At 67.2% G+C, this 15,880-nt stretch carries 14 protein-coding genes; 5 read left to right on the plus strand and 9 right to left on the minus strand.

The features are described from left to right. Positions 1 to 15: 15 nt before the first annotated feature. The 5 genes from rplI to HDA40_RS22675 form a co-directional block, all read right to left on the minus strand. Positions 16 to 468, minus strand: coding sequence for a 50S ribosomal protein L9 (gene rplI, locus HDA40_RS22655; RefSeq protein WP_253759123.1), 453 nt, complete (start codon positions 466 to 468; stop codon positions 16 to 18). A 14-nt stretch (positions 469 to 482) separates the two neighbouring features. Further along, a complete protein-coding gene (gene rpsR / locus HDA40_RS22660; protein ID WP_027342873.1) occupies positions 483 to 722 on the minus strand; it encodes a 30S ribosomal protein S18 in 240 nt (79 codons plus the stop codon). Positions 723 to 743: 21 nt separating this feature from the next. Next, positions 744 to 1,262: a single-stranded DNA-binding protein gene (locus HDA40_RS22665; RefSeq protein ID WP_253759126.1), complete on the minus strand. Its 519-nt coding sequence runs from the start codon at positions 1,260 to 1,262 to the stop codon at positions 744 to 746. A 98-nt stretch (positions 1,263 to 1,360) separates the two neighbouring features. Further along, on the minus strand, positions 1,361 to 1,651 hold the full coding sequence (gene rpsF / locus HDA40_RS22670) for a 30S ribosomal protein S6 (protein ID WP_253759128.1): 291 nt from the start codon (positions 1,649 to 1,651) through the stop codon (positions 1,361 to 1,363). Positions 1,652 to 1,929: 278 nt separating this feature from the next. After that, a complete protein-coding gene (locus HDA40_RS22675) occupies positions 1,930 to 2,697 on the minus strand; it encodes a hypothetical protein (RefSeq protein WP_253759130.1) in 768 nt (255 codons plus the stop codon). A 188-nt stretch (positions 2,698 to 2,885) separates the two neighbouring features. On the opposite strand from HDA40_RS22675, the gene HDA40_RS22680 reads away from it, so the two are divergent. After that, on the plus strand, positions 2,886 to 3,662 hold the full coding sequence (locus HDA40_RS22680; RefSeq protein WP_253759132.1) for a deoxyribonuclease IV: 777 nt from the start codon (positions 2,886 to 2,888) through the stop codon (positions 3,660 to 3,662). 35 nt (positions 3,663 to 3,697) lie between these two features. After that, positions 3,698 to 5,605 (plus strand): hypothetical protein, encoded by a 1,908-nt coding sequence (locus tag HDA40_RS22685; protein ID WP_253759134.1) that lies wholly within the window; start codon positions 3,698 to 3,700, stop codon positions 5,603 to 5,605. Between the two features lie 40 nt (positions 5,606 to 5,645). Here the strand turns inward: HDA40_RS22685 and HDA40_RS22690 are convergent, their stop codons facing one another. The 4 genes from HDA40_RS22690 to HDA40_RS22705 all read right to left on the minus strand — a co-directional run bounded on the left by HDA40_RS22690 (position 5,646) and on the right by HDA40_RS22705 (position 12,835). Then, entirely contained in the window at positions 5,646 to 8,039 is a 2,394-nt protein-coding gene (locus HDA40_RS22690) for a transglycosylase domain-containing protein (protein ID WP_253759136.1), read from the minus strand. Between the two features lie 44 nt (positions 8,040 to 8,083). Continuing rightward, the gene (locus tag HDA40_RS22695; RefSeq protein WP_253759138.1) at positions 8,084 to 9,508 is read right to left on the minus strand and encodes a glycosyltransferase family 87 protein; all 1,425 of its coding nucleotides are present in this window, start codon (positions 9,506 to 9,508) and stop codon (positions 8,084 to 8,086) included. 19 nt (positions 9,509 to 9,527) lie between these two features. Continuing rightward, on the minus strand, positions 9,528 to 12,308 hold the full coding sequence (locus HDA40_RS22700; RefSeq protein WP_253759140.1) for a transglycosylase domain-containing protein: 2,781 nt from the start codon (positions 12,306 to 12,308) through the stop codon (positions 9,528 to 9,530). A 95-nt stretch (positions 12,309 to 12,403) separates the two neighbouring features. Further along, on the minus strand, positions 12,404 to 12,835 hold the full coding sequence (locus HDA40_RS22705; RefSeq protein ID WP_253759142.1) for a DUF5318 family protein: 432 nt from the start codon (positions 12,833 to 12,835) through the stop codon (positions 12,404 to 12,406). Positions 12,836 to 13,037: 202 nt separating this feature from the next. Here HDA40_RS22705 and HDA40_RS22710 point away from each other — a divergent pair, with 202 nt between their 5' ends. The 3 genes from HDA40_RS22710 to HDA40_RS22720 all read left to right on the plus strand — a co-directional run bounded on the left by HDA40_RS22710 (position 13,038) and on the right by HDA40_RS22720 (position 15,832). Continuing rightward, complete coding sequence (locus HDA40_RS22710) at positions 13,038 to 13,685, plus strand: PadR family transcriptional regulator (protein WP_308197743.1); 648 nt, start codon at positions 13,038 to 13,040, stop codon at positions 13,683 to 13,685. A 19-nt stretch (positions 13,686 to 13,704) separates the two neighbouring features. After that, complete coding sequence (locus HDA40_RS22715; RefSeq protein ID WP_253759144.1) at positions 13,705 to 14,784, plus strand: inositol-3-phosphate synthase; 1,080 nt, start codon at positions 13,705 to 13,707, stop codon at positions 14,782 to 14,784. Between the two features lie 76 nt (positions 14,785 to 14,860). Continuing rightward, positions 14,861 to 15,832 (plus strand): hypothetical protein, encoded by a 972-nt coding sequence (locus HDA40_RS22720; protein ID WP_253759147.1) that lies wholly within the window; start codon positions 14,861 to 14,863, stop codon positions 15,830 to 15,832. Positions 15,833 to 15,880: the final 48 nt, after the last annotated feature.

Here is a 15,880-nt window from a genome sequence, read left to right on the forward strand (position 1 = left end):
GCCCTTTCGGGTGCCTTACTTGGCGGCCGGAACCACGTTCACGGAGAACTTGGCGACGACCTCGGGGTGCAGCTTGACCTGCACGTTGTACGCCCCGAGCGACTTGATGACGCTCGGCAGCTCCACCCGGCGGCGGTCGAGGCTGGGGCCGCCCGCGGCCTTGACCGCGACGACGACCTCACCAGCGGTGACCGAGCCGAACAGGCGGCCGCCGTCGCCGGCGCGCGCGCCGAGCTTGACGGACAGCCCTTCGAGCTGGGCCTTGATCTCCTTGGCGTGGTCCAGGTCCCGGATCTCCCGGGCGTCGCGCGCCCGCTTGATCGTCGCGACCTGCTTCTCGGCGCCCTTGGTGTGCGAGATCGCGAGGCCCTGCGGCAGCAGGTAGTTACGGCCGTAGCCGTCCTTGACCTCGACGATGTCGCCCGGCGTGCCGAGACCCGGCACCTCCTGAGTCAGAATGATCTTCATAGGGGTGCCTCCTCTCAGCGTCCGGTGCTCGTGTACGGCAGGAGCGCCATCTCACGGGCGTTCTTGACCGCACGGGCGATCTGACGTTGCTGCTGGGTGGTCACACCCGTCACCCGGCGGGCGCGGATCTTGCCGCGGTCCGAGATGAACTTGCGCAGCAGCGCGGTGTCCTTGTAGTCGATGTAGGTGACCCCCTCCTTCTCGAGCGGGTTCACCTTCTTCTTCGGCTTGCGAAGAGCGGCAGCCTTAGCCATTGCTCAGTGCTCCAGTGATCTTTAGAAAGGTGGCTCGTCGTCGAAGTTGCCACCCGAACCGCCGCCTGCGGGAGCCGCCGTGGCCCACGGGTCGTCGGCGAAACCGCCGCCGCCACCGCTGTTGCCACCGCCGCCGCCACCGCCGAAGCCGCCACCACCGCCGCCACCGTTGGACCGCGACATCTTCTGGACCTTCGCCGTCGCGTAGCGCAGCGAGGGACCGATCTCGTCGACTTCCAGCTCGATGACGGTGCGCTTCTCGCCCTCACGCGTCTCGTACGACCGCTGACGCAGCCGGCCGGACACGATGACGCGGCTGCCCCGCTGCAGCGACTCGGCGACGTTCTCCGCCACCTGCCGCCACACCGAGCAGTTCAGGAACAGCGGCTCGCCGTCCTTCCACTCACCGGAAGCCCGGTCGAGCGTCCGCGGCGTCGAGGCGACGCTGAACTTGGCGACCGCAGCGCCAGACGGGGTGAAGCGCAACTCTGGGTCATTGGTGAGGTTACCGATGACCGTGATGGTGGTTTCTCCAGCCATGACCTACTCCTCAGGCATTCGCTAGTTCTGACGCACAGGTTGTCACAGCCGTACGACAGCTGCGCGAAAGCGGGTCGGGCGTGCCTTGTGCTCGCGCGTCAGCGAACTTCCGGCCGGATGACCTTGGTACGCAGCACGGACTCGTTGAGTCGCAGCTGACGGTCCAGTTCGGCCACGGCCGCAGGCTCAGCCTGCAGGTCGATGACGGCGTAGATGCCTTCGGCCTTCTTGTCGATCTCGAACGACAGGCGCCGTCGGCCCCAGACGTCGAGCTTCTCCACCGAACCACCCGACGTCCGGATCACGTTGAGGTACGTGTCGAGCGACGGGGCGACGGTGCGCTCCTCGAGAGACGGGTCGAGGATCACCATGATCTCGTAATGACGCAAGACTGCTCACCTCCTCTGGGCTAGCGGCCACGGTCCTTCCGTGGCAGGAGGTCGTGCGTCGTTCAGACGGACGCCGTGGGTGCCTTCACCCACGGCGGGCCCGCAAGAACCTGACCAGGATACCGGGTAGGGGCATCAGGGCCAAAAAGAGCCGCGAGGCGCACTCTCATCCAGTTCTGCTGGGTGGGACCTGGGGAGGAACGACCACACCGACGAGGTTGGATGAAAGGCGCCTCGCGGAGCCTGTTATAACCACATCATACGCCGTGGTTTGCGTCTTAGGCGAACTCAGTCCGAGTTGCGCGCTGGCTAACAATAGCGCGGATTGCCCCAACCGTGACGCCTACGACACACACTGTAGCAATAATGGCAAGAAGTCCGATTGGCCCCTTGTCCCTCGGCGTGTCGTTCGCGAGATCGGTCATCCCGATCACCGACTCGCCACTGGGCGTGACCACGGTCGAACCTGGTTCCAAGCTATCTCCGGCGGCCGCGACGCTGCCACTCGGATCCGGCTCCAACGGGAACAACGGCGCTTCCTCGGACGAGGATGCGCCCGCCGAGGGGACAGTCGTCCCCGAGGGCTTCGGCTTCGGCGTACGCGTCTTGACGACCCGAGGCGCCCCGGTGGAGTTGCCGCCGGAACTCGGCGACGACGCGTTGACGTTCACCGTGACGGGTTCGTATGACCCGTTCCCTCCCAGGTTGAGTAGGCAGTCGGGGACCATCGCGATGGCCACCGGCCCCTTGTGGAACTGAACCTCGACGGCTTGGCCGTCGCTGATCGGGCCGCCGTTCTCCCCATCGATCTGGAGGGTGGCGCCCTGCCCGAGGTTGTTGACGAAGACGACCTTCTGCTCGGACTTGATCGTCACGGCGGGGCGGTCGGGTTTCGAACCGCACAACAGCAGGCCGAGCCCGCCCCCGTCGAATTCGACCTGCGTACCGGCCTCAGGCTCGGCGAATGCGGGCTGGGCGGCCAGCGGCACTCCCAGCAGCGCACCGAGACTGACTCCGGCCAGCGCCCGGCAAACGGACATCTTCATACGAACTCCCAGACGGTGTGCCCCCGCGGGGGTGCGACGGGCGGACGGCGCCCCTTGGAGGGCGGTCGACGGACAGTTACCCGGTCGCATGGACTTCGGAGGAATCCGGTGGGTCCAACGGATGAGTGCAAGGACGGTGACGCGTGCATGTCCGGTCTTCGTCAGGCCGAGGGACTACGCTCTCCGGCATGTGTATCGGTGCCCATGTCGATCCCGGCGACCCGTTGGCCGAGGCGCACGCCCGCGACGCCGCGGTCGTGCAGTTCTTCCTGGCCGACCCCCAGGGCTGGAAGGATCCGGCGCCGCGCGCCGACGCCGAGCAGATCAAAGCCTCGGACGTGCAGGTGTTCGTCCACGCGCCGTATGTCATCAATGTCGCCACGACGAACAACCGCATCCGCATCCCCAGCCGCAAGCTCCTCCTGAGCCACGCGAACGCGGCGGCCACGGTGGGCGCCAGCGGGCTGATCGTCCATGGTGGACACATGCTCAAGGACGACGACCTGTCCACGGGCTTCGACAACTGGCGCAAGACCTTCGCGTACGCGGCCGAACAGGGCGGTTTCGCCACCCAGGTGCTCATCGAGAACACCGCCAGCGGAGACAAGGCCTGTGCCCGGCGGTTCGACGCGCTCGCCCGGCTCTGGGACGCCGTCGGCGAGTTCGGCGTCGGGTTCTGCCTGGACACCTGCCACGCCCACGCCGGCGGCGAGGATCTGATCGACATCGTGGACCGGGTGATGGCCATCACCGGCCGGATCGACCTCATCCACGCCAACGGCTCCCGGGACGGATTCGACTCCGGTCGCGACCGCCACGACAACCTCCAGTCCGGGATGATCGATCCGAAACTCGTCGTGGCGGCCATCCGGGCGAGCGGGGCGCCCGCGGTGGTGGAGACGCCGGGCGGGGCCGAGGGCCAGTCCCGCGACATCGCGTACTTGCGGTCCGAGCTGGCCGACTAGGGAACGGTGCTACGAGGATGACGGAGCCGACCACGATGAGTGACCAGCCCGCCGACGACGCCCCGGCAACGACGGCGTCCGACCGACCAGCGGACGAAAAGCCCGACGATCCCGCGAAGGACACGCCGACCGAGGCGTCGCCAAAAGACGACACGGCCGACCCGTTCGGGAAGTTCGCCCCCGAAGCGGTCCGGCCACCCGGCAGGCTGCGCCGGATGGCCGGCGGCCTCGGCCGGGCGCTGATCCACGAATGGTCCCTGGCCGCGTTCTCCGCGCTGGTCATCGCGGCTGCCATGACCTGGCCCGCCCTGGAGTACCCGCTCTACACGATCCCCAAGGACATCTGGGACCCCACGCTCCAGGCCTGGCAGATGGCCTGGGCCGGGCACGCGGTCACCACCAACCCGCTCGGCATCTGGGACTCCAACTCCTTCCACCCCGAGGCCTACAGCTACGCGTTCTCCGACACGCTCCTCGGCTACTTCCCGGCCGGGCTCATCGGCACCGGACCGGGCGCGGCGCTGCTCCGCTACAACATCGTCTTCGTGCTCGCCTTCGCGCTCGCGTTCTTCGGCGCGTACGCCCTGGCGCGGCAGCTCGGGTCCCGCATCCCGGGCGCGGCCGTGGCCGGCGCCGCGTTCGCGTACGCGCCGTGGCGTTGGGAGCAGGCCGGTCACCTACACGTCCTGTCCTCCGGCGGCATCGTGCTCTGCCTGGCCATGCTGGCGCGCGGCCACGGCTATTCGTTCCGCCACGGCTACCGGCCGGAACTCCGCCGCCCCAGTTGGGCGCTGGCGGGCTGGCTCGTCGGCGCTTGGCAGATCAGCCTCGGGTTCGGCATCGGCCTGCCGTTCGCCTACGTGCTCGCCGGCATCGCGGTCGTCAGCGTCATCGCGTACGTGTCGGCGCGGCTGTTCTTCTGGAGCGAGCCCAAGCCGTTCGGCTGGAAGCTGCTGGGCGCGGACACCCTCGGCGGGCTCGTCTTCGCCGCGGTCGGCGTGCTGATGGCGATTCCCTACTTCAAGGTGCTCGACCTGCACCCGTACGCCGAGCGCTCGATCGAGGAAGTCAACTGGTACTCGCCGCCGATCATCGGCTTCTTCACCGCCCCGGAGACGGACGTGGTGTGGGGCGACGCCCACTCGGTCGCCCGGCAGACGATGTTCGGCCAGTGGGGGAGCGGCGAGAAGACGCTGCTGATCGGATTCGCCGTGTACGGCTTGGCGGCGGCTGGCCTGATCTACTCGACCTGGCGCTGGTGGCAGCGGGTTCTGCTCGCCTTGGGCGTGGTCGTCAGCGCTGGGCTGGCCATGGGCACTCAGTTCCTCGGCGGCAAGGTCTACGAGGTCCTCTACGACCACCTGCCCGGGTGGAGCGCCATCCGGACGCCGGGCCGCCTCGTCATCTGGACGACGTTGTTCATCGGGCTGCTAGCGGCCGGCGCGATCAGCGCCTTCGCCGACCGCGCCCGGGACCTGACCCGCGAGCGGGTGCCGGCCCGGCCGCACGTCGCCCTGACGCTGGCGATGTTCCTGCCGGTGCTGCTCGTCCTCGCCGAGGGCGTGCAGCGGATGGACTTCCCGACCGTGCCCCAGCGGCCGGCCGCGATGGCCAACTTGACGGGCCCGGCCATGATCCTGCCGAGCAACCAGCTCAACGACGAGAACGTGATGCTCTGGTCGACCGACGGCTTCGTGCAGATGGTCAACGGCGGTAGCGGTTTCACGCCACGGTCGCAGGACGAGATCCGCAAGCTCATGGAGAACTTCCCGGACCAGGCCAGCGTCGAGAAGTTGCGGTCGATCGGCGTACGGGACGTGCTGGTCCTCAAGCACCCGAGCTACGGCGACGTCCCGCCCAACGCGTTGACCGCCGACGGGCAGCAGTTCGGGATGACTCGCGAGGACTTCGACGACGGCGTCATCTTCCACCTGAACCAGTGAGTGTTCGGGGGCGAGGGGTTCGCACCCTCGCCCCCGAGTCTCAACCGCGACCGCGACGAGTGGGTTCGGTCGACGGGCAGAAGAAGATCCACTTGCACTTGCGCGGTTCCCGCAAGCCGGGCTCCTGCTTGGTCGGGTCGCCCACGCCGGCCTTGTCGGCGAAGCGCTGCTCGCTCATTCCCTTGCTGGCGGCGTTCATGAACTTCTCCCAGATGTTCCCGGGCAGTCCCGCGCCGCTGACGTCCTTGCCGGTCTTCTCGTAGACCGCCTGTTCCTTGCCGACGTTGCCGACCCAGACGGCCGCCGCGATCTGCTTGGTCGAGCCGACGAACCAGGCATGGCAGTTGTGCTTGGTCTGCTGGCACTGCCACGTGCCGGTCTTGCCGGTGACCGGGCGGCTGCCGCTGAGCGTGTGCCCGCCCGCGCCCGGGATCTTCTGCAGGACGTAGTTCACGTCGTCGGCGATGCCCTGGTCGATCGTCTGCTTCGGGCTGAGCTTCTCGCCGTTGACCGGGGTGAACTTGTCGGTGCCCGCGATCGGCCGCTCGACCTTCAGGACGAAGTGCGGCTTGTTGTACAGGCCGCGGTTGGCGAAGGTCGCGACGCCGCTGGCGTGGTCGATCACTGTGATCGGGTATTGCCCGAACCCGGCGTGGTAGTAGAACGGCGCGTTGTCGGTCTGCTTGAAGGTCTTGCTGGTCAGGTCGTACGCCTTGCCGTCGCCGGTGTTCCACATGGTGGTGATGCCGGCCGACTTGGCCATCGCGACGACCTTGTCCACGCCCATCAGCTTGGTGACCTTGTAGAACGGCACGTTGTACGAGTGCACCGTGGCCCATTCGAGGGTGCAGTAGTTACCGCAGGACTCGTCGACGTCCCGGCCGGCGTTCTCGATCTCGAAGTCGCCGTCCTTGAAGGCGGCCGGGTCGAAGTGCGAGTCGAGCGAGTAGCCGTCCTTGAGCGCGGCCGCCAAGGTGTACATCTTGAACGACGAACCGGCCGGGTGGCCGCCCGTGAGCTGGCCGTTCTCGAAGTTCTTGCCGGCGTAGTCGTGGCCGGTCGCGTCGTCGCCGCCGTAGTACGCCAGCACTCGGCCGGTCTTCGGCTCGATGGCCACGATCGCCGCCATCACGTTGGCCTTCTGACCGGTCATGAGCGACCCGGGCGCTCCGCGCCGCGCCGCACTCTCGGCAGCCGCCTGCGCCTTGGAGTCGATCGTGGTGGTGATCCGGTAGCCGCCCGTCTTCAGATCGGTGATGTTGTAGGGCGCGGCCTTCAGCTCTTCCGAGATGTAGTTCACGACGTTGCCGGTGACCAGCCCGGTCTGGCCGACGCCTTTGAGGCCCCACTGCGCGTTGCCGGCGTCCTTTCGGATCGGCAGGACCGTCTTGGGGTACTGCTGCGCGGCCCGATCGGTGTCGCTCAGCCAGTCCGCGTCCTTCATGTTGTTCAGCACGTACGCCCACCGGTCCTGCGCGGCCGACGGATTCAGCTGCGGGTCGTATCCGGCGAAGGTCGCCGTCTCCTCCGGCTGCCGGACGACCGCGCCGAGCACGGCCGCCTCTGCGACCGTCAGGTCTTTGGCGTTCTTGTTGAAGTACGTCCGGGCAGCCACCTGTACGCCGATCGCCCCGCGTCCGAAGTAGACGTTGTTCAGGTAGAACCCGAGGATCGTCTCCTTGTCGTACTCGTCTTCCAGCTTGCGGGCGAGGACCGCCTCGCGAGCCTTACGGAAGATCGACATCTCGACGTCCTGCGTCGCGATCTTCACGTACTGCTGCGTGATCGTCGACGCGCCCTGGGTGTCGCCGCCGGTGACGTTGTTCCAGGCGGCCCGCACGATGCCGCTGATGGACACCCCGTGGTGGTTGTAGAAGTCCTTGTCCTCACCCGCGATCAGGGCGTGCTTGACCTGATCGGGGAGGATGCCCATCGGGATGGCCTCGCGGTTCTCGGTGCCGAGCTGGGCCAGCTGCGTCTTGCCGTCGTCGGCGAAGATCTTGGTGACCTGAGCGTTCGGCAGGTTCTTCGGGTCCAGCATCGCCACGTTGTCGACGAAGTACGTGACGACGATGGTGGTGCTGCCGAACAACATGATGAACGCTGCGAACGCGATCGTCAGCGCCTTGCGCTTGCGGCTCTTGCCCAGCCGTCGGAGGAAATCGAGCCCGGGGAGCGGCCGGCGCGCGGGCGCGACCGGACGCTCCGGTCGCGGCTCGGCGGGCGCTCCTTCCCGGAGTGGCACCCGGGCGCGCCCCGACGGCGGTGGTGGCGTGGAAGCGGTATATCGATCCCGCATACCGCGCACGTATTCGTCATCGTCGACGCGCCCTTGGCGGTGCCGGCCTTGCCCGGGTCCGCCCTGAGGGTGGTGTGCCTCGTCGCTGACCGTGGCCGGGCCCTCGCCGGAGGGGTAGTCACCGTACGAACTCATGCCCAACAAGGTAAGCGTTCGGCGGCGATAACGCAGGTCTGGGCTCAGACCGCCAGTGGATCGGACTGCCGGACGACGTCCAGCCGTGGGTTCCGGATGTCCCGGATGACCAGGCCACACAGCACGGCGACGGTCACCCAGCGGGCGATCGAGGCGAAAATGAACACACCTTCCGGCATCACGGACTTACCGGACGCCCCCAGCAGCTCGCCGTAGAACGACAGGAAGTACGCCACTTCCGCCAATTGCCAGACGAGGAAGGCACCCCAGCGCGGTCGGGCCAGGATCGCCAGGGGCAGCAGCCACAGCGTGAACTGCTGCGACCAGACCTTGTTGAACAGCAGGAAGGCGGCGACGGTGAGGAAGGCCAGTTGAGTCAGCCGTGGCGGCACCGGCGCCCGCATCGCCAGGTAGATGATCCCCAGGCAGGCGACCGCGAAGAGCGCCAGGCTGATCCCGTTCAGCAGACTGCGATTCTCATCCCGGGATAGCCACTGGAACAGCCCCGAGTCGCCCTCGCCGCCACTCCAGAACTTCGCGTCGACGTACCGGCCGATGTAATAGAGCACGCCCCAGTCCACGCCGCGCTCGTTGTTGAGGTCGATGAACCGGCGCCAATTGTCGAAGTTCAGCACCATCACCGGCACGTTGACGGCTAGCCAGGTGACGGCCGCCGTCCCCGCCGCCACGAGGAACGGCACCCACCGCCAGGTCCGCAGGGCGATCGCGAGCAACCCGACGAACAGGAAGCCCGGCCACAACTTCGCGGCGGTGCCGAGGCCGAGCAGGACGCCGGTCAACGCCGGCGCCCAATAGCCGGGCCATTTGCGGCTCCAGGCGTACACGCCGCCGACGGCGAGGACGATGGCCAGGAAGTCCCAGTTCACCGAGGCTGTCACGAGCAAGGCTGGGGACAGCGCGAACATCGCGACATCCCACGGTCTTGTTCGTCGGATCGCGAGCATCATCGCGGCGGTGCCGAGCGCGAACAGGAACAGCACCAGGGCGGTGATGTCGTAGAACGCCTGGCCCTGGTTGAAGTCCGGGTGGGTCTGCCCGTACGCGTGCACGGGCAGCCCGATGACCCCCATCATCACGCCGGTGAGCACCGGGTACTCGACGGCGTGATCGATGTAGGGGACCTGTCCGTCGCTCAGCCCTTCGGCGTAGTAGAGCGCGAGGACGTCGGTGTAGCAGAAGTTGGTGTACTGCTTGTTATCCGTCCACGCGCCGTCTCGGCACGGGGACTTCTGGACGAAATGCAGCGCGAGCGTGAGGCAGGTCAGCGCCAGCACGATCAACGAGACGAACTTGACCGACCGCCGGGCGACCGGGGCGTGTTCGCCCAGCCGCCCGCCGATGAGTTCGGCGAGACCGCCGACGAAGCCGTCAGAACGCGACGGCGCGTCGATGCGCGGGGACGCCGGACGATCGCGGTCGTCCTGATCCTGACCCACCTCAGCCTGCACGGCTACCGTCCTTCACTCATCAGTTGCGAGGGCTGCGACTCGTCGTCGGCGTCGGTGTCGGGGACTTGGACTGGTTGCCGCCGCCGTTGCCCGGGTCGGTCGTCTGGGTCGGGCAGGTCACCAGCGGAATGCAGTCGCCGCCCTGGCCCGGCAGCGTCGGCTGAGTCGGCGACGGCGAGACGCCGTTGGCGAAACCGACCTCGTCGTCGCCGATGTGCGAGGCGTCGGCGAGCTTTTCCTTCTTGAAGTTCTTCGAGTCGTTGAAGTCCTTGATGAACTCCGACCAGATCCGATACGGCGTCGAACCGGAGGTGATCGTGCTCTTCGTCTTCGGGTCGATCACCGGGTAAGCCCCGGCGGCGTTGCCGGTCCAGATCGCCACCGAGAACTGCTTGGTGAAGCCGACGACCCAGGCGTGCGCGTTCTTGTCGCTCGGCACGGCCTTGCCGTTCTTGTCGACCGTGGCGCCTTCCCAGGTACCGGTCTTCGCGGCGACCTCACGGCCGCTCATCGACCAGCCGTGGTCGGTGAAGACCTTCTGCATCGCGTACGTGACGTCGTTGGCGACCTGTCGCTTGATGACCGGCTTCGGATCGGCCTTGTGCCCGACGCCCTTCACGATCTCGTACTTGCCGGTGACGGGGTCCTTCTTCTCGACCTTCGTCACGAAGTACGGCTTGTTGTAGACACCGCCGTTGGCCAGCGTCGCCACGCCGGTCGCGTGATCGAGCACCGTGATGCCGTACTGGCCGAAGCCGACCTGACGGTCGAACGGCGTACGCGACGTGTCGGTCTGGACGCCCTTGGCGGACAGGCTCTCGATGTTGTCGTTGTTCCACATGTAGCGGACACCGGCCTGGCTCGCCATCTTCACGACCTTGCCGGGGCCGATCTGCCGGGCGACCCAGTAGAACGGCACGTTGTACGACTTCATGAAGCTGTACTCAAGCGTGCAGTAGTCCTTGCAGCTGGTGTTGGCGGCGCCGGCGTTGCCGACCTTGATCTTGTCGTCGGTCGTGAACGGCATCGCCTTCCAGCGCGACTGCAAGGACGCGCCCGCGTCCAGCGCCGCGGCCAGCGTGTAGATCTTCATCGAGGAGCCCGGCGGGTGCCCGCCGACCAGCGCGCCACCTTGGGTGTTCACGCCGGCCAGGTCGATCGCGGTGCCGTCGAGGCCGCCGTAGTACGCGATCACGGCGCCGGAGGTGTGGTCGATGACGACGCCGGCCGACTCCAGATCCTGTTTCTTCTTAGGATCGGTGACGATCTTGCGGCCGTAGAGCTCGGAGCCCTTGATGTCCGGCCGGGACGCCTCCTCCAATTCCTTCTGCGCAGTGGGGTCGATCGTGGTGTAGACCTTGTAACCGCCGGTACGCAGCTCCTTGGGCTCGATGCCCTGCTCCTTGAGCTCCTCGTACACGTAGTTCACGACGTTGCCGGTGGCCTTGCCGACGTTGGTGCCCTCGGCGGTCTTGATGCCCCACTCGGCCGAAGTCGTCACCGTCGAGTACTTGATGACCTCGGGGAACTGCGCCGAGGCGCGCTCCTCCGCGGTGATCCAGCCCTTTTCCTTCATGTTGTCGAGCACGTAGCCCCAGCGGCCCTTGGCCGTGTCCGGGTGCGCCTCGGGGTCGTAGATGCTCAGCTTGCCGCCGTCGTCGTATGGGTCACGGATGACCGAACCCAGGACGGCCGCCTGCGAGAACGTCAGGTCCTTGGCGCTCTTGCCGAAGTACGCCTGCGCCGCCTTCTCCACCCCGACGGCGCCCCGGCCGAAGTCGATGGTGTTCAGGTAGAAGCCCATGATCGTGTTCTTGTCGTACTTGTCCTCCAGCTTGCGGGCGAGGACCGCCTCACGCAGCTTCCGGGCGTACGAGATCTGGGCCTGATCGGTGGCGATCTTGATGTACTGCTGGGTGATCGTCGAACCACCCTGCGTCTCGTCGGTGGTCAGCGTCTTCCATGCGGCTCGCATGATGCCGGAGTAGGAGATGCCGTGGTGCTCGAAGAAGTCCTTGTCCTCACCGGCGATCATGGCCAACCGGGTCTTCTCCGGGACGGTGAGGATCGGCACCATGATGCGGTTCTCGGAACCGAGCTGAGCGAGCTGCGTCTTGTTGTCGCCCGCCATGATCATGGTGGTCTGCGCGCTCTTGAAGTTGTCCGGCGTCAGCTCGGCGACGCTGTCGAAGTAATAGGTGCCGCCGATGGCGCCGACCCCGAAGACGATGAGGAAAGCCGCGAACGACGCGATCAGGATCTTGGTCCGCTTCGCCTTCTTCGCCTTGTCGGCGGATACCTGCCGCTTCGGCCGCCCACCCGAGCCGCCGTCGCCGCCACGATCCCGGGGACCGCGCGGACCACCCGGGCCGCGGCCGTCGCCGCCACCTGGTCCTTCCTCATATCCCCGAGCGCGTACGCTCGCCCGCCCGGCGGGCGACACCGGTGCGCCGGGAACGCTGGCGCGCCCCGAAGACCCCGGTACGCCGGCCCGGCCGACCGAGGCCCGTCCGGCCGAGCCGGGAACGGAGGCAGATCCGGCGGCACCGGGAACCGAGGCGGACCCCACCGAGGCCGATCCGGCCGCCCGGCCGTAGCCGGGGCCGTTGTCCGGCCACTCCTCACGACGGCCCGAGGGGGAGGGCTGCCCACCTCGACGAGCGGGGTCGTCGTCGTACTGATAGCCGTAGCCATCACTGTTGACTTGTGCTCGGCCGCGTCCGGCGTTGCCGGAGCCTGCGGGCCGGCCGTCGCCGGCGTCGCCGGGCCATCCGGCGTTGGGGTCGCCGTACGAACTCATCTGTCACACCGTTCCGGTCACGGCGGGGGTTCCGCCTGGTCGGATCGCCGGACCACCCGGGAGTGGCACGGCGGCGGGGGCTTCAACCGGTCGGCTCACGCCGTGGCTGCCCGGCCGGGGGAGGCCGGGAGAGACCCCGTTGTCACGTCTTCGGGCGCGGGCGCACCCGCGGTACCCAGCAGGAACTGTTCCACAAGGTGGTTCCAGGAACACCCGCGGCACACCTCTACCACGTAGACCTGGAATTCCCGTAAAGAAGTCGCCAGTTTCGCCAGCTCGGCCCGGGAGCGGGCCTGCCCGGCCGACTGCTTCAACTCGTCACCGTAGATGTAGTGGACTTGCGTGAGGAACTCGCGCCGGCAGATGGGGCACAGCTGCTCGGTCGCCTCACCGTGATAACGAGCCGCGGTCTTCAAATAGGACGAGGCGTCGCAGACCTCATAGGTCCCCACGTGGCCGGCATAGACCTCACGTAACAGCGCACGGCGCTGTAACGCATAGTCAACTACCTGCCGTTGCGTCCGCATGCTTCAGAAGGGTAACGGCTCCACCGGACGCCCGCGACATCCGTGACGGTAAGTGACCAGGCGACGGCCCGCGTGATCTTTCCGCCACAGTAAGCGAGCCCACCGGTTCTCGAGGATTGCCTCGGGGTATCTTCGCGTTCTAACCTACGGATGTATCGGGCCGATACATCGGCGCCGAACGCAGCGGGGAAGGAGGGCAAGCGTGCTCGACCTGGCCATCCTCGGCATCCTCCACGAGGCCCCCATGCACGGCTATGAGCTGCGGAAACAGCTTGCTCTCAAGATCGGCCCGATGCGGGCCGCCATCAGCTACGGCTCGCTCTACCCGACTCTCCGGCGGCTGCAGGCCAGCGGCTGGATCGCCGAGGCGGGGGAGAGTTCGGCCGACGATGAAGCGGTCCCGCCGCTGACCAGCCGGCGCGGCCGGGTCGTGTACAAGATCACAGCCGAGGGCAAGGAGCGCTTCCAGGAACTGCTCGCCCAGACCGGCCCGGAGACCTTCGACGATCCCGGTTTCGGGGTGCACTTCGCCTTCTTCGCCCGGACCGACGCGGAGATCCGGCTGCGCATCCTCGAAGGCCGCCGGCGCAAGGTCGAGGAACGCCGCGAAGGACTGCGCGACGTGCTCGCCCGTGCCGCGGAGCGCGTCGACGCGTACACGCTGGAACTGCAACGGCACGGCCTCGACGCGGCCGAGCGCGAGGTGCGCTGGCTGGAGGAGCTGATCGCCAACGAGCGGTCCGGCCGGCCGCCGTCGCAGCGCGCCCAGAGCGCGACCGATCCCCAGACTTCCGCGGTCCAACCGGGCCACGAAGAAGAACCGCCTGGCCAGACGCCGAGGCGGATGTGAACAAGAAGGAGGCACCCAGATGGGTTCCGTCCGCGTAGCCATCGTCGGCGTCGGCAACTGCGCCTCGTCCCTGGTTCAGGGCGTCGAGTACTACCGCAACGCCGACCCCAGCGAGCGCGTACCGGGTCTTATGCATGTCGATTTCGGGGGATACCACGTTCGTGACGTCGAGTTCGTCGCGGCGTTCGACGTCGATGCGAAGAAGGTCGGCCAGGATCTCGCCGCGGCCATCGTGGCCAGCGAGAACAACACGATCAAGCTCTGCGACGTGCCGCCGACGGGCGTGACCGTCCAGCGCGGTCCGACGCACGACGGGCTGGGCCAGTACTACCAGGAGATCGTGCAGGAGTCCGACGAGACGCCGGTCGACGTGGCCGAGGCGCTGCGGGCGGCCAAGGTCGACGTCGTGGTCTCCTACCTGCCGGTCGGTTCGGAGGTCGCCGACAAGTTCTACGCGCAGGCGGCGATCGACGCCGGTTGCGCCTTCGTGAACGCGCTGCCGGTCTTCATCGCTTCCGACCCGGTGTGGGCGAAGAAGTTCGAGGACGCCGGTCTGCCGATCGTCGGCGACGACATCAAGTCCCAGGTCGGTGCGACCATCGTGCACCGCGCGCTGGCGAAGCTGTTCGAGGACCGCGGCGTCGAGCTGCTGCGGACCTACCAGCTGAACTTCGGCGGGAACATGGACTTCATGAACATGCTGGAGCGCACCCGCCTGGTCTCGAAGAAGATCTCGAAGACGCAGTCGGTCACGTCCCAGATCCCGCACGAGATCAACAAGGGCGATGTACACATCGGACCGTCGGACCACGTGCCGTGGCTGTCGGACCGCAAGTGGGCCTACATCCGGCTCGAGGGTCGCGCCTTCGGCGACGTTCCGCTGAACGCCGAGCTCAAGCTCGAGGTGTGGGACTCGCCGAACTCGGCCGGCGTCATCATCGACGCGGTACGCGCGGCGAAGATCGCCCTCGACCGCAAGATCGGCGGCCCGATCCTGTCGGCGTCGAGCTACTTCATGAAGTCGCCGCCGGTGCAGTACAACGACCACGACGCGCACGAGGCCGTCGAGTCCTTCATCCGTGGCGAGGTCGAGCGCTGAACCACCCCGCCGAACAGATCGACGGGATAGCATCCTCCCCGGCAAGGTCCATTCAGGATTTTCTGGGGAGGATGCTTTGCGTAGAAGGACGATTTTCAAAGCCGCCGCCGCTGCGGCCGCGGCCGCTCCGGCCGCGGCGCTGCTCGGCGAGTCACCGGCCCAGGCGTACGCCGCTTATGACGTGGCCGTCTGCGAGCAGTACCACAATCAGATCCAGATCTACCCGTCCAGTTCGGCGTGGAGCACGTCGACGCTGAAATGGAGCTTCAGCCCGGGTACGGCGAACGGCTGGTCGAACCTCTCGGACGTGAAGTTCCGCAACACCGCGGCGTTCGGCGAGGTCGCCCTCGTCACGGCGTCCGGCGGCAGGGTCGGCATCGTCGACAAGACCACCGAGGCCGCGCAGGAACTCAACGACGTGCTCTGGTCGGCGACGCCGGGTAACAACCCGCACGCCATCGAGCGCATCCCCAACATCGGCGCGATCGTGGTGGCCTCCTCCGGCGGATACCTCTATCTCTACGGCCCCACCGCCATCAGCGACCCGAGCACGCTGGCGCTGGTCCAGACGATCTCCTTCGCCGGCGCGCACGGCGTCTGGTGGGACGACGTCGCCGGCAAGCTGTGGGCGATCGGCCAGGACTACGCGCGGATCTACACGGTGTCGGGCACCTATCGGGCCACCCGCCTGTCGCTGTCGCGCTCCATCTCGATCGGCGCGCACCTCGGGCACAGCCTCGACGCCAGCTACTCCGACAGCAACCGGCTGCTCGCGACGGACGGCAGCAAGGTCATGACGATCGACAAGACGACGTACGCGGTGACTCAGGCGTACGCCGACAACTCGGTGAAGTCCTACTCGCAACACAGTTCGGGCGAGGGTTTCTGGGTGCAGGCCACCGGCTCGACCTACCACGGGGACACCCGGAACTGGGTCAGCCCCAGCGTCCAGTTCTTCGACGCCGCCGGGGCGAAGTCGTTCACGCGCTCACTGTCCTATGGCGCCGAGTTCTACAAGGCCCGCCTGTACAACGTCAACTTCCACTGAGAGTCATCAATTAGTCACGCAGCAGGGAACCCGGCAAGAAGGCCTTTA

This window comes from Hamadaea flava, assembly GCF_024172085.1.
GTDB classification, from domain to species: Bacteria; Actinomycetota; Actinomycetes; order Mycobacteriales; family Micromonosporaceae; genus Hamadaea; species Hamadaea flava.